The sequence below is a fragment of the Streptococcus oralis genome (assembly GCF_019334565.1).
GTDB classification, from domain to species: Bacteria; Bacillota; Bacilli; order Lactobacillales; family Streptococcaceae; genus Streptococcus; species Streptococcus oralis_CR.
The window spans coordinates 563378-579978 of sequence record NZ_CP079724.1 but is presented as its reverse complement, the minus strand read 5'-3'; the positions used below and the strand labels follow the sequence as shown (position 1 = coordinate 579978).

General features: G+C 43.4%; 19 protein-coding genes. 1 reads left to right on the top strand and 18 read right to left on the bottom strand.

Going from position 1 to position 16601, the window contains the following annotated elements; all coding sequences use genetic code 11:
- Positions 1-7: 7 nt before the first annotated feature.
- The 9 genes from KX728_RS03000 to cdaA all read right to left on the bottom strand — a co-directional run bounded on the left by KX728_RS03000 (position 8) and on the right by cdaA (position 8919).
- Positions 8-619, bottom strand: a complete 612-nt coding sequence (locus tag KX728_RS03000) for a hypothetical protein (protein ID WP_084859442.1) — start codon at positions 617-619, stop codon at positions 8-10.
- Entirely contained in the window at positions 616-2484 is a 1869-nt protein-coding gene (locus KX728_RS02995) for an ABC-F family ATP-binding cassette domain-containing protein (protein ID WP_215804857.1), read from the bottom strand. The genes KX728_RS03000 and KX728_RS02995 overlap by 4 nt, the downstream gene beginning before the upstream one ends.
- On the bottom strand, positions 2481-3680 hold the full coding sequence (locus tag KX728_RS02990) for a CCA tRNA nucleotidyltransferase (RefSeq protein WP_215804858.1): 1200 nt from the start codon (positions 3678-3680) through the stop codon (positions 2481-2483). The genes KX728_RS02995 and KX728_RS02990 overlap by 4 nt, the downstream gene beginning before the upstream one ends.
- Positions 3677-4444 carry a 4-hydroxy-tetrahydrodipicolinate reductase gene (dapB, locus tag KX728_RS02985; RefSeq protein WP_215804859.1) on the bottom strand — a complete coding sequence of 256 codons (768 nt, stop codon included), beginning with the start codon at positions 4442-4444 and terminating at the stop codon, positions 3677-3679. Before dapB ends, KX728_RS02990 begins: the two co-directional genes overlap by 4 nt.
- A 151-nt stretch (positions 4445-4595) precedes the next feature.
- Complete coding sequence (locus KX728_RS02980; RefSeq protein ID WP_215804860.1) at positions 4596-5444, bottom strand: DegV family protein; 849 nt, start codon at positions 5442-5444, stop codon at positions 4596-4598.
- Positions 5445-5446: 2 nt separating this feature from the next.
- Complete coding sequence (locus KX728_RS02975; protein WP_001050092.1) at positions 5447-5821, bottom strand: DUF1149 family protein; 375 nt, start codon at positions 5819-5821, stop codon at positions 5447-5449.
- Positions 5822-5894: 73 nt separating this feature from the next.
- Positions 5895-7247: a phosphoglucosamine mutase gene (glmM, locus tag KX728_RS02970; RefSeq protein WP_000521455.1), complete on the bottom strand. Its 1353-nt coding sequence runs from the start codon at positions 7245-7247 to the stop codon at positions 5895-5897.
- A gap of 30 nt (positions 7248-7277) precedes the next feature.
- On the bottom strand, positions 7278-8075 hold the full coding sequence (locus KX728_RS02965; protein WP_215804861.1) for a CdaR family protein: 798 nt from the start codon (positions 8073-8075) through the stop codon (positions 7278-7280).
- The gene (cdaA, locus tag KX728_RS02960) at positions 8062-8919 is read right to left on the bottom strand and encodes a diadenylate cyclase CdaA (RefSeq protein WP_215804862.1); all 858 of its coding nucleotides are present in this window, start codon (positions 8917-8919) and stop codon (positions 8062-8064) included. The genes KX728_RS02965 and cdaA overlap by 14 nt, the downstream gene beginning before the upstream one ends.
- Before the next feature lie 136 nt (positions 8920-9055).
- Between cdaA and KX728_RS02955 the strand changes: the two genes are divergently transcribed.
- Positions 9056-10024 (top strand): NAD(P)/FAD-dependent oxidoreductase, encoded by a 969-nt coding sequence (locus tag KX728_RS02955; protein ID WP_215804863.1) that lies wholly within the window; start codon positions 9056-9058, stop codon positions 10022-10024.
- Between the two features lie 30 nt (positions 10025-10054).
- Here KX728_RS02955 and whiA read toward each other — a convergent pair whose 3' ends face one another.
- The 9 genes from whiA to cmk all read right to left on the bottom strand — a co-directional run bounded on the left by whiA (position 10055) and on the right by cmk (position 16598).
- Positions 10055-10966 (bottom strand): DNA-binding protein WhiA, encoded by a 912-nt coding sequence (gene whiA, locus KX728_RS02950; protein ID WP_049505290.1) that lies wholly within the window; start codon positions 10964-10966, stop codon positions 10055-10057.
- On the bottom strand, positions 10963-11940 hold the full coding sequence (locus KX728_RS02945; protein ID WP_042902709.1) for a YvcK family protein: 978 nt from the start codon (positions 11938-11940) through the stop codon (positions 10963-10965). The genes whiA and KX728_RS02945 overlap by 4 nt, the downstream gene beginning before the upstream one ends.
- Positions 11937-12827 carry an RNase adapter RapZ gene (gene rapZ, locus KX728_RS02940; RefSeq protein WP_215804864.1) on the bottom strand — a complete coding sequence of 297 codons (891 nt, stop codon included), beginning with the start codon at positions 12825-12827 and terminating at the stop codon, positions 11937-11939. Before rapZ ends, KX728_RS02945 begins: the two co-directional genes overlap by 4 nt.
- 51 nt (positions 12828-12878) lie before the next feature.
- A complete protein-coding gene (locus KX728_RS02935) occupies positions 12879-13259 on the bottom strand; it encodes a RidA family protein (protein WP_001140420.1) in 381 nt (126 codons plus the stop codon).
- 9 nt (positions 13260-13268) lie between these two features.
- Positions 13269-13856, bottom strand: a complete 588-nt coding sequence (gene yihA, locus KX728_RS02930; protein WP_000405196.1) for a ribosome biogenesis GTP-binding protein YihA/YsxC — start codon at positions 13854-13856, stop codon at positions 13269-13271.
- Between the two features lie 8 nt (positions 13857-13864).
- Positions 13865-15097, bottom strand: coding sequence for an ATP-dependent Clp protease ATP-binding subunit ClpX (clpX, locus tag KX728_RS02925; RefSeq protein ID WP_002874765.1), 1233 nt, complete (start codon positions 15095-15097; stop codon positions 13865-13867).
- 31 nt (positions 15098-15128) lie between these two features.
- On the bottom strand, positions 15129-15299 hold the full coding sequence (locus tag KX728_RS02920) for a hypothetical protein (RefSeq protein ID WP_000442252.1): 171 nt from the start codon (positions 15297-15299) through the stop codon (positions 15129-15131).
- A complete protein-coding gene (locus KX728_RS02915) occupies positions 15299-15805 on the bottom strand; it encodes a dihydrofolate reductase (protein WP_215804865.1) in 507 nt (168 codons plus the stop codon). Before KX728_RS02915 ends, KX728_RS02920 begins: the two co-directional genes overlap by 1 nt.
- Positions 15806-15923: 118 nt before the next feature.
- Complete coding sequence (gene cmk, locus KX728_RS02910) at positions 15924-16598, bottom strand: (d)CMP kinase (protein WP_076984713.1); 675 nt, start codon at positions 16596-16598, stop codon at positions 15924-15926.
- Positions 16599-16601: the final 3 nt, after the last annotated feature.

The following is a 16601-nucleotide window of genomic DNA, read 5'->3' as shown; positions in this document are numbered from 1 at the left end:
AGACAGACTATGACGGTTTGGAAGATTTGCTTTTCGAAGCTTGTTTTGCCTTTTTTCTTGCTTGACGATTTTGTTCGATGCGCCATTCTCTTTCATAGTACTTCATGGTCTCGTAGACCCTTTCAGGAAGTCCTACATCTAGCAGAAAGATAGGGATGATCAAATCTGCTGACGGATAAAAAGGGAGAATCCTTCTCTTCAGCAGTGTTAGAAAGGATTGGGATTTCACATTTTCCTTGTTTTTAAAATAGACTTCAATCCGATAAGAATCCCTATACTTCCCTCGAATCCGAGAGAAGGAAAATTCCTCTACATCAGCCCAAGCGTAGAAATGACTGGGTTTCTTTGGATTCGGTTTGTAGTAAAACCCCTCGACAGTACATCTCAAATATTCCTTATCGGAGCTTAACAACCTGTATGTCTGATAAACAACTACTCCAGCGCAAAAAAGTACAAGCAGCATTAACAAAAGACTTATCGTATGAAGTCCCGTCCCCTTTTCCGAATACGAATGGAGATAATAGAGAGGTAACAAGAAGAAAAGCACCGAAGCTAGGCCAAACAAGGCATTCCAAATGATTTTCTTGGGACTACGTTTAATGACTTTTTCTTCCATCATGCCAACTCACTTAAATATTCATAACGTTCGTATTTTTCAAGGAGTGCTTCGTTTTTCTCATCCAGTTCTTTTTGGAGAGTAGCCAGCTTACCAAAGTCAGAGCCATTTGCCTGCATTTCTTCTTCAATAGCAGCAATACGATTTTCCAAGGCTTCAATATCCCCTTCAATGCTTCCCCACTCCTGCTTTTCTTGGTAGGTCATGCGTTTCTTATCTTCACGGACCTTGACCACTTTTTCCTTTTCGGCCTTTTGAACTTGATTGGCTATATCAGTTTCAAAGTTTTTTTCATCAAGGTAGTCGGTGTAATGACCAAAGAAAGGACGAATCTTGCCATTCTCAAAGGCGAGAATCTTGGTCGCTACCTTATCCAAGAAATAACGATCGTGGCTAACTGTCAAGACAGGACCTGAAAAGCTCTGCAAGAAATTTTCCAAAACTGTCAAGGTCGCAATATCTAGGTCATTTGTCGGCTCGTCCAAAAGAAGAACATTGGGTTTTTCCAAAAGCAATTTGAGAAGATAAAGGCGTTTTTTCTCTCCACCAGACAATTTCTCAATCAAGGTTCCATGCGTCGAACGTGGGAAGAGAAACTGCTCTAGCAACTCTGCAATGGAAGTCGTAGAACCACCACTGGTCTTAACCTCTTCTGCTACTTCCTGCAGGTAATTGATAACCCGTTTGCTTTCATCCAAACCTTCAATTTGTTGAGAAAAATAGGCGATGCGAACCGTCTCACCGATGATAACTTGACCTTTAGTCGGCTCAAGACTTCCTGCGATGAGATTAAGCAGAGTTGACTTCCCGACACCGTTGTCCCCAACGATTCCGATACGGTCTTTGGCTTGCACCAATAGATTAAAATCTTGCAAAATGGGCTTGTTTTCATAGGCGAAGGAAACATTCTGAAACTCAATGACTTTTTTCCCAATCCGACTGGTTTCAAAGTTCATGGTCAAGTCTGTTTCAGCAACGCCACCTGAAACTTCCTTTTTCAAATCGTGGAAACGATTGATACGAGCTTGTTGCTTGGTCGCACGCGCCTGCGGTTGTCTGCGCATCCAGGCCAGTTCTTGTTTGTAGAGTTGTTCTTTCTTGTGGAGAAGGGCAGCGTCACGCTCATCTTGTTCAGCCTTGAGGCGAACATAGTCCTGATAATTTCCCTGATACTCGGTCAAGCCTGCTCGGTCCAACTCGAAAATCCGCGTTGATAGTGCATCTAGGAAATAACGATCATGTGTGATAAAGAGAACGGTCTTCTTGGAATTTTTCAAAAAAAGAGTCAGCCACTCAATGGTCGCAATATCCAAATGGTTAGTCGGCTCGTCCAGAAGCAAGAGGTCGTGGTTTCCTAGGAGAACTTGCGCCAACTGAACCCGTCTTCTTAGACCACCTGACAATTCACCAACTGGAGTCGACAAGTCCTGAATACCTAGCTTACTGAGGACCGTCTTGACCTGGCTTTCAATTTCCCAGGCTTGGAGAGAATCCATCTCTGCCATGACCCGTTCCAAAGGAGCCTGCTTGTCCTCACTGTAGTTGAGCATGATTAACTCATACTCACGAATGAGCTGGATTTCCTTGAGGTCGCTGGAGAGAACCGTATCCAAGACCGTCTTGTTATCATCAAAATCAGGATTCTGGGTCAAGTAGCCAATCTTGTAGTCATTCTTAGCCGAAAAGGGACTGACATCCCCATCAAAGCCAGAAACGCCAGAAAGGACGTCTAAAAGGGTGGTCTTACCCGTCCCATTGACACCGATTAGACCGATTCTGTCCAAGTCATGGATGATAAAGGAAATATCCTTAAAAACGGTCTTGTCTCCAACGGATTTGCTTAGTTTTTCAACGATAAAATCACTCATTTTTTCTCCCTCAGGTAAGCATGGATTGCTTGACGATCATTTTCCAATTCTCCATCGACAATGGCAAACTCAATCTCTGTTAAAATCTCTCCCAAGTCTGGTCCTGGCTGGTAACCATATTCCTTAATCAAAATGCCACCGTTAATCTGAATTTCTTTCTTATCATGAATGGTCAAACTCTGGTAAGTTTCTTTGATGGTTTGTGGGTTGACTTCTTTCCCTTGAGCCTGACGAAGACTTTCGGCTTGTAGAAGGGAATCCAAATCAAAGCGGTAACAATCGCGCTTGCTCAGCTCTCCTTCTTCTCGCAAAGTCAAAATAGTCAGCAAATCCTGTACTTGCTTGGCAAACTGGCGTGAGGTCTTCCAAGCTTTCAAAAATGGCTGTGCATCTTTAATCTCCAAAGCCCACAATAGAGCCGCCCAAGCTTGTTCGGAAGATTCAAAAGTGAAATCCCCCTCTAAATCAAACAGTCTGTTGAGCTTGTCTTGGCTTCCTGCCATATCTGGAAGATAGTCATAAGCTTGACTTTCAATCATGGAAGACAGACCAACTCGCCAAAAAGGTGCCAGCAATAGTTTATCAAACTCAACGAAGGTGCGCTCCACAGAAATTTTCTCCAAGAGTGGCGTCAAAGTCTTCATCGCCTCAAAAGTTTCTGACTCAAGTTTAAAACCTAGACTGGCCTGAAACCGGAAACCACGCATAATCCGCAGAGCATCTTCATTGAAGCGCTCACTAGCTACTCCAACTGCTCGCAAGACTTGGTTTTCCAAATCCTCTAAACCATGAAACAAGTCAATGATTTCCCCTGTCTCGTCCAAGGCAAAGGCGTTGACTGTGAAATCACGGCGCTTGAGGTCCTCTTCTAGCGAGCGCACAAAGGAAACCGCACTGGGTCTGCGATAGTCTACATAGACATCTTCTGTCCGAAAGGTGGTTACCTCATACTCCTCGTCACCATCTAAAACTAAGACAGTTCCGTGCTCGATTCCGATATCAGCTGTTCGCGGAAAAATCTGCTTGGTCTCCTCTGGATAGGAAGAAGTCGCGATATCCACATCGTGGATGGGACGATTGAGGAGGGCATCTCGAACAGAGCCCCCAACAAAATAGGCCTCAAAGCCTGCTTCTTTAATTTTTTCTAATACTGGTAAAGCCTTCTGAAATTCAGAAGGCATTTGCGTTAATCTCATAATAAGTGTTCTAATCCATAGACAAGCTCATGACGCTTGACAACTTCTTTGATTCCCAAATTGACCCCTGTCATGAAGGAGCTACGATCATAGGAGTCATGACGGAGGGTCAATCCTTCTCCCTGATTGCCAAAGATGACTTCCTGATGGGCTACCAAGCCTGGTAGACGAACTGAGTGGATCCGCATGCCATCAAAGTCAGCACCACGGGCACCAGCAATCAATTCTTCCTCATCAGGCGCACCTTGCTGGATAGACTCTCGAACTTCTGCCATCAACTCAGCTGTTTTAATGGCTGTTCCACTCGGAGCATCTTTTTTCTTGTCATGATGGAGCTCGATAATCTCCACATTTGGGAAATATTTGGCAGCCTGCGCCGCAAATTGCATCAGCAAGACAGCTCCCAAGGCAAAGTTAGGGGCAATCAAGCCACCCAAATCTTGTTCACGGGAAAATGCTTTTAGTTCTGCAATTTCTTCACTAGTAAATCCTGTTGTTCCAACTACTGGAGCAAAGCCATTTTCAAGGGCAAAGCGCGTATTTTCGTAAGCAACGGCTGGTGTTGTAAAGTCTACCCAGACATGCGCTTCAAAACCAGCCAAGGCAGCCTTATCATTGAAGACAGGAATTCCCTGCCACTCTGACTCAGACTCAAACGGATCCAAAACTGCGACCAAGTCCAAGTCTGGATCAGCCAAGACCATCTGACAAGCAGCTTGACCCATCTTTCCCTTAAAACCGGCAATAATTACTCGAATACTCATCTCTACTCCTGTCTAAGATACAAAGGACGTTAGCTGCCCATGAAAAATAGGGAATGGCGCTGACTTTCCACGAAAGGAAAAACAGGCATCTTTTTTCAAGAGGCAGGTAGTCTGTGTTTAATTTCTAAGATACAAAGCCTGTAAGAACAATTTAGACGATTGGTGTATAGCTCAAGGCGATACTACCTTCTCCAAGGTGAGTCCCAATGACACTACCAAAGGTATCAATTGGAATCTCAGCAGTCACACCACTCTCCATCAAAAGCTGACGTAAATCCGCTGCCTTTTGAGGAGTGTTCCCATGAATGACTGTTATACGGTAATCCCCATCTTTTGTCAACTCTTTGATGATTTCCACCAAACGTTTGATTGCCTTCTTTTCCGTACGAACTTTTTCGTAAACTTCAATCACCCCTTGGTCATTAAAGTAGAGGATAGGCTTGATACTGAGAAGATTTCCTAAGACGGCTGCCCCATTTGACAAACGTCCTCCCTTAACCAAGTGGTCGAGGTCATCTACTATGATAAAGGCTGAATTATCAGCAATTTGGATAGCCAACTTCTCCTGAATCTGCGCAAAATCATCGCCTTGTTCTGCCCAATCAAAGGCACTCTCTACCATAAATCCTAGAGGGGAACTTGTGATATGGGTATCTGGAAAGGCAATGGTCAAACCTTCATACTCGTCTAACATATATTGGATATTCTGATAAAAGCCTGAAATTCCTGACGAAAGAAAGAGGCCCAAGACATGAGTATAACCTTCATCTTTCAAGGAACTTAGAATCTCATCCAATTTGGCAATACTTGGTTGACTAGTTTTAGGCAATTCTGCAGACTGAGCCATTTTTTGATAAAATTCTTCAGCAGTCAGATTGACACCTTCAACATACTCCTCCCCATCAATATTGACAGGAATATCCAAGATAAATAGATTCTCTCTTTGCAGCGTCCTCTCCTCTAAATAGGCTGAAGAATCTGTAATGACAGCTAATTTCATGACTAAAACTCCAAATTGATTCCTGGAAGATCCAAGGCGATTTCTGTTACTTCATACGTCAAACGATTGAGCATGTTCAAGCATGGACGTGCCAAGGTTTCGACTTCTTCTTGGTTAAATTCGCTTGGTTCATTGACAATACGACCTTCCACGTGGTTCACTTGGGAAATCGTCCCGCTGATGACAAATTTGTCAAAGACAATCATGAAACTCAAGATAACAACAAGCGAAGTCACTTGGTTTTCTTGGTCATGTTGGAGTAACTGAAAGTTCACGTCTACCTTGGTTTCAGGAGCTCCATTTTCATTTTCCCATTCAAAGTTACGAGCATCAAAGTGATACTGGCTAACAAATTCTTGTTCTCGTTTAAGATTCATTTTTCTCTCCCATTGCTACAATTTACTATGCAATTGTACCACATTTTTATCATTTCATCTAGTTTTCTAGGCTTTAGTCAATTCCGATTTCATCTTTAACAACAGCAGCAATCGTATCTACGTAGTAGTTAACTTCTTCTGTCGTAGGAGCTTCTGCCATGACGCGCAAGAGGGGTTCTGTTCCACTTGGACGGACAAGGATACGACCGTTCCCTGCCATTTCTTCTTCCATCTTTTCGATGATTGTCTTGATGGCTGGTACTTCCATGGCTTTCTCTTTCATGGCATTTTCCACTCGGATATTGACCAGTTTTTGTGGGTAAATCGTCACTTCTGATGCTAATTGAGACAAGCTCTTGCCTGTTTCTTTCATGATTTTAGTCAATTGAACAGCTGATAATTGACCATCACCAGTTGTATTGTAGTCCATCAAGATTACATGACCAGACTGTTCACCACCAAGATTGTAGCCTGATTTTCTCATTTCTTCAACGACATAGCGGTCACCAACAGCAGTCACTGCCTTGTTAATACCGGCACTCTCCAAGGCCTTATGGAAGCCAAGGTTAGACATAACGGTTGTCACGATGGTGTTTTGAGCCAACTGGCCTTTTTCAGAAAGGTATTTTCCGATGATGTACATGATCTTATCACCATCGACGATGTCGCCATTTTCATCAACAGCAATCAAACGGTCACTATCTCCGTCAAAGGCCAAACCAATAGCTGACTGGCTTTCTTTGACCACTTCTTGAAGAGCTTCTGGATGTGTAGAACCCACATTCAAGTTGATATTCAGACCATCTGGTGTCTCCCCAATAACAGTTATTTGAGCCCCAAGGTCTGCAAAGATTTGACGAGCACTCGTAGACGCTGCACCGTTGGCTGTATCCAAGGCCACTTTCATTCCTTCAAGAGGAGTTCCAGTTGAAACAAGGTAGCCTTCATACTTACGTAAACCTTCTGGATAGTCCACTAAGGTTCCCAAGCCTTCGGCACTTGGACGAGGAAGAGTGTCTTCTGTAGCATCTAGCAAGGCTTCGATTTCTGCTTCTTTTTCGTCATCAAGTTTGAAGCCATCGCCTCCAAAGAACTTAATTCCATTATCAAGGGCTGGGTTGTGACTAGCGGAAATCATGACACCCGCACTAGCTCCCTCAGTTTTAACCAAATAAGCTACTGCTGGTGTTGCAAGAACACCGAGTTTGTAGACGTGAATTCCTACTGATAGAAGACCTGCCACCAAGGCAGATTCTAGCATTTCTCCTGAGATACGTGTATCACGTCCTACAAAGACTTTAGGGGCTTCCGTTTCATGTTGGCTAAGAACATAACCACCAAAACGTCCCAATTTAAAGGCTAATTCTGGCGTCAGTTCTACGTTTGCTTCTCCACGGACTCCATCGGTCCCAAAATATTTACCCATTTTGTTAATCATCCTTTTCTACTTTTTTATTTATTCTTGTTTAGACGAGTCTGGTTTTGTTTCTGAACTCGTTGAAGACGAGCTGCTAGTCGAGGATCCTGTTGACGAGTTTGTTGACGAAGAACTCGAGCTAGACGATACTGTTTTGGTTGTAATTTTCATTGTAGTGTCAAATGGCATAATGACGCTTGGTAAGACATTTCCATTTTTATCGACTGCTTGTAGAGGAACAGAGGACGAGTAGTTTCCAGTTATCCGTTCACTCGTCGGTAAGATGGCAATGACACGATCTACTTTGGAGAGGGTTTCCTCATCACTAATAACCGTTACTTTTTCATCTGATACAGTAACTGTATCAATTTTCACACGAGAATCAATTTGGCTAGGATCAATCTCCGGCACAACAATGACATTGTCCCGTTTTGCTTTTTTACCGACCTTCACTGTTATCTTTTGCGGTGTCGCAACAGCCGTCAAACCGCTCGGAAGATTTTCAATGGTTAGAGGAACTTCGATGGTTCCTACACTGGCATCAGAAAGATCAGCTGTCACCTTAAATTTGCGGGTGCTTTCCTGCATCTCACTCGCCAAAGCAACTCTATTTGACCCTGTTAGAAAGACCGTCACCTCAGATGTAAAACCACTGATAAAATACTGATCACTGTCATACTGAATATCAATTGGGACATTAAGAACTGTGTTCGTATAAGTCTCCGTCCGCACCTGTCTGGCACTGTTGCTATTCTGATAGTTTGTCAATGTTGCATAGATAAAGAGAATGCAGGCGAAAAAGAAGGAAGAAATGATGTATAGACTATTTTTTCTCATGTTTCAATCCTCCTAGCAAGCGCTCTTTCAGACCTTGCTTTTTCTCTGATTTTGGAAGTAAGATTCTTCTCAATTCAGATTCAAACTCTTCCAAGGTCAAATCGTGCTTAAAGACTCCATTATAGGTGATGGAGATTCCACCCGTTTCTTCCGAAACCACAAAGGTAAGAGCATCTGATACTTCCGACAAACCAATCGCCGCCCTGTGACGCGTTCCAAACTCCTTGGAAATCCCGGTATCTTCAGTCAAGGGTAGATAGGCTGAAGTTACAGCAATTCGGTCTTCCTTGATAATGACAGCACCATCATGCAAGGGAGTATTGGGAATAAAAATATTGATAAGCAATTCAGCCGAAATTTTAGCATCTAAAGGAATCCCTGTCGAGATATATTCCTGCAAGGTTCTCACTCTCTGAACCACTACAAGCGCCCCAATCTTACGAGGGCTCATGTATTCAACTGATTTCACAAATGCACGGACCATCTGCTCTTCCGCACTAATAGGGGCATTGGAGAAGAAATCAGTAGCCCGGCCCAATCGCTCCAAACCAGTCCGAATCTCTGGTGAAAAGATAACCACCGCTGCAATCACCCCGTAGGTGATGATCTGATTGATCAACCAGGAAATAGTCGTTAAACCAATCATATTGGAAAGAATCTGGGCTAGAATAAAAACTAAGACTCCACGGACCAATATCATAATCTTGGTGCCTGCAATAGCTTTAGTAAAATGATATAAAATATAAGTCACAATGAGAATATCAATCAGATTGGTGACTATACTCCAAGGACTTGAAAACAAACTCGTCCAGTATTGCAAATTGGATAATGGTTGAAAATTCATCCTTGGCCTCCTCCCTGTCAAAACACTTTACTCATCATTATACCATTTTTTGCCCATTTTTTCCCTATCCTACCTCATTTTAAATTAAGCAAAAATATGATAAAATAAACTGATTAGAAAAAACGAAGGAGAAATCATGTCTCAACTTTATGATATTACCATTGTAGGTGGCGGTCCTGTTGGGCTCTTTGCTGCCTTTTACGCCCACCTACGCCAAGCCAAAGTCCAAATCATCGACTCCCTTCCCCAGCTTGGTGGTCAGCCTGCCATCCTCTACCCTGAAAAGCAAATCCTTGATGTGCCAGGTTTTCCAAACTTAACCGGGGAAGAATTGACCAATCGCTTGATTGAACAGCTAAACGGCTTTGATACCCCTATTCATCTTAATGAAACAGTTCTTGAGATTGAAAAACAAGAAGAAGGCTTTGACATTACAACCTCTAAAGGTAGTCACCTGACTAAAACCGTTATCATTGCTATGGGTGGTGGCGCCTTCAAACCACGTCCGCTCGAATTGGAGAACGTTGAGGACTATGAAAATATCCACTACCATGTTTCCAACATCCAACAATACGTTGGCAAGAAAGTAACCATCCTTGGTGGTGGAGACTCAGCTGTGGACTGGGCTCTAGCTTTTGAAAAAATTGCCCCAACTACTCTCGTTCACCGCAGAGATAACTTCCGCGCCTTGGAACATAGTGTGCAAGCTCTACAAGAATCATCTGTGACCATCAAGACACCGTTCGTCCCTAGCCAACTCCTTGGAGATGGTAAAACACTCGACAAACTAGAAATCACCAAAGTCAAATCAGATGAAACCGAAACTATCGAAGTAGACCATCTCTTTGTCAACTATGGTTTCAAATCATCTGTCGGCAATCTTAAAAATTGGGGTCTGGACCTCAACCGTCACAAGATTATCGTCAATAGCAAGCAAGAATCCAGCCAAGCAGGTATCTATGCCATCGGCGACTGCTGCTACTATGAAGGTAAGATTGATTTGATTGCGACAGGACTGGGGGAAGCTCCAACTGCTGTTAACAATGCCATCAACTACATCGACCCTGAACAAAAAGTTCAACCAAAACACTCGACAAGTTTATAAAAAAGAACCACGGATCAACGATTCGTGGTTTTATAGTTCATCTGCAATCTTGTTTATTTTTCTTAGTCTGTGGTTGACACCACTTTTGGTTAGGGGATTGCTCAGGCTATCTGCCAACTGCTGGATAGAGTAGTCTGGATGCTGGATTCGCAACTGAGCCACCTCTTGCAAATCTACGGGTAAATTTTCCAAACCCATTCTATCTTTGATTTTACTGATATTATTAATGGTCTTCATACTAGCAGAAACTGTCCGAGCGATATTGGCTGTTTCAGCGTTATTAGCTCGATTGAGATCGTTACGAGTTTCACGTAAAATCTTGACGCGCTCAAAATTATCACGCGCCTGCATGGCCCCAATCACTATCAAGAAATCCATGATGTCTTCTGCACGCTGGAGATAGGTAACTGCACCTTTCTTGCGCTCAATGACCTTGGCGTCCAGCAAAAACTGCTGAAGAAGAGAGGCCAGTCCTTGGGCATGATCCAGATAAACAGAACTGATCTCCAATTGGTATTTGCCAGACTCAGGATCTCGGATGCTGCCATTTGCCAGAAAGGCCCCACATAAGTAAGCACGACCAGCCTCCTCATCTGCTAAAATATCAGGATCGATACCTGTCTCCAAACCAAAGAAGGAATCCGCAAGCCGCAAATCAGCTAAAAGCTCCTGCACCCTCTCATCGGTATAGACCGTGTAGACACGGTTCTTGCGAAGATTGCTTCTCTGATGATGACGAATCTCTGACTTGATTTCATAAAAATGGAGAAAGGACTCATAGAGATGCCGAGCTAACTTAGCATTTTCAGTCACGACGGACAAGGTCAGTCCTGAAGTCGAGAGACCGATACTGCCAGACATCTTGATAATTGCCGACAGCTCATAACGACTGAGATGGTGTTGACCAAGAATTTCCTCTTTTACTGCAACTGTAAAACTCATTTTCTCACCTGTATAATGCGCATCAATTCGTCTACAATCAAATCGCCATCATGGAAGGCTCCTCCATTTTCCAAACGAAGAAAGTTGGATGAAATCACACGAGGAACCTGCTTGCAAAGACCAGCAAAATCATGCTCTACCTGAACCAAATATTCATCAAAACGGTTGGTATCCATGTATTCTCTAGGAACCTTTTCGATATTAACCAAGACCGTATCAATAAAAGGCCGACCTAAGTGTCGATGGAGGACTTCCACGTGGTCACTGTCTGAAAAGTACTCTGTTTCCCCACGCTGGGTCATGATATTGCAGACATAGGCGATCTCAGCCTTAGTCTCCAAGAGAGCCTGCCCAATCTCCTCAATGACAATATTTGGCAAAATCGATGTAAAGAGGGAACCAGGCCCCAAGACAATCATGTCACTCTCGAGAATAGTATTGACCACTCGACGGCTGGCTTGGGGTGTTTCATCATCCAAGGTATTGGTCACATAGACATGGTCGATCATGCCTGGATGATCTGCAATGTGGCTCTCACCTGCCACCTCAGAACCGTCTTTAAAGACTGCATGCAGTGTCAGAGGCTGATCGCTTGAGGGGTAGATTTTTCCTGTTGTATGAAAGAACTTACTGAGTAATTGCATAGCATTGTAGGTAGATCCTTGCATTTCAGAAAGCCCTGCTATGATGATATTCCCCAGTGGATGACCCGCAAAAGCTCCAGCCTCTTCTGAGAAGCGGTACTGAAAAACCTTCTCATAAAACTTAGGCATATCCGACATGGCTACCAGAACATTGCGAAGATCACCTGGTGGTGTCAGCTGTTGGATATTCTTTCTTAGTTCACCAGAAGAGCCACCATCATCAGCTACCGTTACGATGGCTGCGATATCAACATCCTTTTCTCGCAAGCTTTTCAAAATGACGGGGATACCTGTTCCTCCACCAATCACCGTTATCTTTGGTTTTCTCATGAACGGTTTACCGTTTCCTTTCTTCGGTCTTTGTCACGATGGCTTTCATTGACAGGCCAGTTTTTAGCAAGGTCCTCAGCTATTCGTTTTGCAAAGGCAACACTACGGTGTTGTCCACCTGTACATCCTATTGCAATGGTTAAAACAGACTTGCCTTCTTTTTTGTAACTTGGCAAAATGGGCTCGATCAAAGCGAGTAAGTGCTGATAGAAACTTTCAGACTCTTCATGATTCATCACATAGTCATAAACTGCTCGATCCTCACCTGTCTGATTACGAAGTTCAGGGAGGTAGTATGGATTTGGCAAGAAACGGACATCAAAGACTAGATCTGCATCAATTGGGATACCATACTTGAATCCAAAAGACATGACTTCGATACGGAAAGACTGGGCTTGTTCTTGGTCTGAAAATTGCTCAGCAATGGTTTTACGCAGTTCACGCGGAGTGAGTTCCGTCGTATCCACCACATTTTGACTCATGTTTTTCAAAGGTGCTAGGAGTTCGCGTTCCAACTTGATGCCATCTAAAATCCGACCATCAGCAGCTAGAGGGTGACTTCTTCTAGTTTCCTTATAGCGTGCCACCAATTCCTTATCTGCTGCGTCTAAAAAGAGGATTTTGAAGTCCAAATCGTCTTGGTTTTCCAATTCATCCAAAACAGCCTGAATCTCTGAAAAGAAGGAACGGCTCCGCATATCGACTACTAGGGCTAACTTATGGTCATCATCCTTGGTCTCAACCAACTGCAAAAACTTTGGCAAGAGGGCTGGTGGCATATTGTCAATAGTGAAATATCCCAAATCCTCGAAGGACTGAATGGCTACCGTTTTCCCTGCGCCACTCATCCCTGTCACAATCACCAAGTGAAGTTGTTTCTTTGTCATCTATCTCTCCTTATATCAAAAAAAGTTTGGCAGAGCCAAACTTCAACTAGCTTATCCAATCTCTGCGATCACTTCAATTTCGACTTTTACATCACGAGGAAGACGTGCAACCTCTACAGCTGAACGAGCTGGAAATTCCTCTTTAAAGGCAGTCTGGTAAACCTCGTTAAAAGGAACAAAGTCATTCATATCGCTCAAGAAGCAAGTTGTTTTAACAACATGGTCAAAGTCTGTTCCTGCTTCAGCCAAAATAGCACCGATATTTTTCAAGACTTGTTCTGTCTGTTCTTGGATCGTTTCTCCTACAATTTCACCAGTTTCAGGTGAAAGAGGAACTTGACCGCTCGCAAACAAAAGATTGCCAACGATTTTTCCTTGAACATATGGTCCGATAGCCTTTGGAGCTTTGTCTGTATGAATTGTTTTTGCCATTTCTTTCCCTCATAATTTTTCTAATATTGCATCCCAAGCCTGATCCATCCCTGCCTTGCTAACAGATGAAAAGAGGATGAAGTCGTCACTTGGGTCGAAGTTTAATTTCTTTTTGATTGCTGATTCATGCTTGTTCCACTTACCACGGGGAATCTTATCTGCCTTAGTCGCAACGATGATAACCGGAATCTCATAATACTTGAGAAATTCGTACATCTGCACATCATCTGCTGACGGGTCGTGGCGGAGATCCACCAGACTGACCACGGCACGGAGATTTTCCCTAGTCGTCAGGTATTCCTCAATCATGCGCCCCCACTTTTCACGTTCCTTTTTGGAAACGCGGGCATAGCCATAACCTGGTACATCCACAAAGCGCATCTTGTCATCAATGTTAAAGAAGTTGAGTAGCTGGGTTTTTCCAGGTTTCCCAGATGTACGGGCCAGATTTTTGCGGTTCAACATGGTGTTAATAAAGCTAGACTTGCCAACATTTGAACGGCCTGCTAGGGCAATCTCTGGCAGGTCATCCTGCGGATAGTGGGACTTGTTGGCTGCACTAAGCAAGATTTCAGCATTGTGTGTATTGATTTCCATAGTCACCTCTAGGCTGTTTCTAGGATTGGTTTTTCCGTTCCATCGACAGCTTCTTTCGTGATGCGAACCAATTTCACATTTTCCTGACTTGGCACTTCAAACATAACATCTAGCATGGTTTCTTCGATGATTGAGCGAAGACCACGCGCACCAGTTTTGCGTTCGATAGCCTTATTGGCGATTTCCTGAAGGGCTTCGTCGTCAAATTCCAACTCAACATCATCATAAGAAAGCAAGGTTTGGTATTGTTTGACCAAGGCATTTCTTGGCTCTTTCAAGATGCGAACCAAGTCATCGACCGTCAATTGCTCAAGAGCTGCAAAGACGGGTAAACGTCCAATCAACTCAGGGATAATCCCAAATTTTTGAATATCTTCTGCGATGATTTCTTGCATGTAGGAGCTGTTTTCGTCAATTGCCTTGTTATTTTGGCCGAAACCGATAACTTTTTCTCCCAGACGTTGTTTCACAATTTCTTCGATGCCATCAAAAGCACCACCCACGATAAAGAGGATATTCTTGGTATCCACCTGAATCATCTCTTGTTGTGGATGTTTGCGTCCTCCTTGAGGCGGCACGCTAGCGACAGTTCCCTCGATAATCTTGAGAAGGGCTTGTTGCACACCTTCACCCGAAACGTCACGTGTGATAGACACATTCTCGCTCTTCTTGGCAATTTTGTCAATTTCATCTACGTAGATAATCCCACGTTCTGCACGTTCGATGTTAAAGTCAGCAGCCTGCAAAAGTTTGAGGAGGATATTTTCCACGTCCTCACCCACATACCCAGCCTCAGTCAGAGCTGTCGCATCTGCAATAGCGAAAGGCACGTTCAAGCTCTTAGCCAAAGTCTGAGCCAAGAAGGTTTTCCCAGAACCAGTTGGACCAATCATCAAGATGTTTGACTTCTGCAAATCCACATCTTCTGACTCTTCACGAGTATCATGGAAATTGATGCGTTTGTAGTGGTTGTAAACTGCCACTGCCAAGGCACGTTTAGCGCGATCCTGACCGATCACATAGTGATTCAAGATATTGAGGAGTTCGATTGGTTTTGGTACTTCAGACAAGTCTGCCAAAACTTCCTCAGCCAACTCCTCCCGAATGATTTCCTGGGCCAATTCCACACATTCATTACAGATAAAGGCGTTGTTCCCAGCGATTATTTTCTTTACTTCTTCTTGGCTCTTGCCACAAAATGAGCAATAAACCATCATATCATTTTTCCTATTTGTAGGCATGATTTCCTTCCATTCTATATTTTCATTCTATCTAAAATAAGGTCATATAAAAAGCATGGACACTGTTTACCAGATTGGTAAAAGCATTCAACCAGAGTAAGGCAGACAGTCCATAGCGCTTCTTACGAAAAGCCTGTGCTCCAGTCAAAATACAGATCACACACAAAAAAGCTGTAAAAAATCCAAATATACTGCGCTCCATTAGACTTCCTTTCTATCTCGGTATTCGATAGTAAAATCATAGTCGTTTTTCTCATCACTGGTGTAAGATTTACTTGCTACTGTCTCAAAATGAGATAAGTCAAATTCCTCAGGAAAATAGGTATCTCCCTCCACCTGAGCATGAATCTGTGTCACGATGATTTCATCTAAATAGGGCTCAAAAGCCTGAAAAATCTGTTTTCCGCCAATGATATAGAGATTTTTTTCCTGACTCTGATACCACGCTAAAACAGACTCCACATCTTGAAATACGAGCGCCCCATCTATGACTTCTTCGCTATTGCGCGTTAAAATCAGGGTTTGCCGTTTTGGAAGCAGACGACGTCCCATGCCATCAAAGGTCACTCGCCCCATCAGTATAGCATGATTTAAAGTTGTTTCCTTAAAATGTTGCAACTCTGCTGGCAAATGCCAAGGGAGACGATTTTCCTTCCCAATCACACCTTTTTCATCTTGGGCCCAAATGGCTATGATTTTCTTTGTCATGCTTCCGTCCTTTTTATTGATACTACTATTTTATCAAAATTCTCCCAAAAAGACTGTTTTGAAACGCGCGCAAAAGAGAGAAAAGGAGCAGGCTTCATTTAGCCTGCTCCTCTCGTCCCTAGGACAAATATTTTTTTGCTTCTGATTCGATTTTTTCGACCACTTCTTGGATACTTAGTCCAGTTGTGTCAAGGTAAACTGCATCCTCAGCCTGTTTGAGAGGTGAGGTTTCACGATGACTATCCTTGTAGTCACGCGCCGCAATCTCTTCTTTCAACGTTTCAAGGTCTGTTTCAATCCCTTTAACAATATTTTCCTTGTAACGACGCTCTGCTCTTTCTTCAACAGAAGCCACTAAGAAAATCTTGAGTTCAGCTTGTGGTAAAACAACTGTCCCGATATCACGCCCATCCATGACGATACCACCTTGCTGAGCAATCTCTTGCTGGAGCGAAACCAGTTTCTCACGCACCTCAGGAATGGCAGCAATGCTTGAAACCTTGTTGGTCACTTCATTTTCACGAATCGGATGCGTAATATCAACATCTCCTACAAAAACAAGTTGCTCACCAGTTTCTGAACGACCAAAACTAATGGGGTGTTGGTTAAGAAGCTCGAGAAGTTGATCTACATTTCCTGCATCCAACTGGTGTTTGAGCGCTATATAAGTCGCAGCACGGTACATAGCACCCGTATCGAGATAAGTGTAACCAAAATCCTTAGCGACAATCTTTGCGACCGTACTCTTACCACTCGAAGCCGGACCATCGATAGCAATTTGAATTGTCTTCATGAC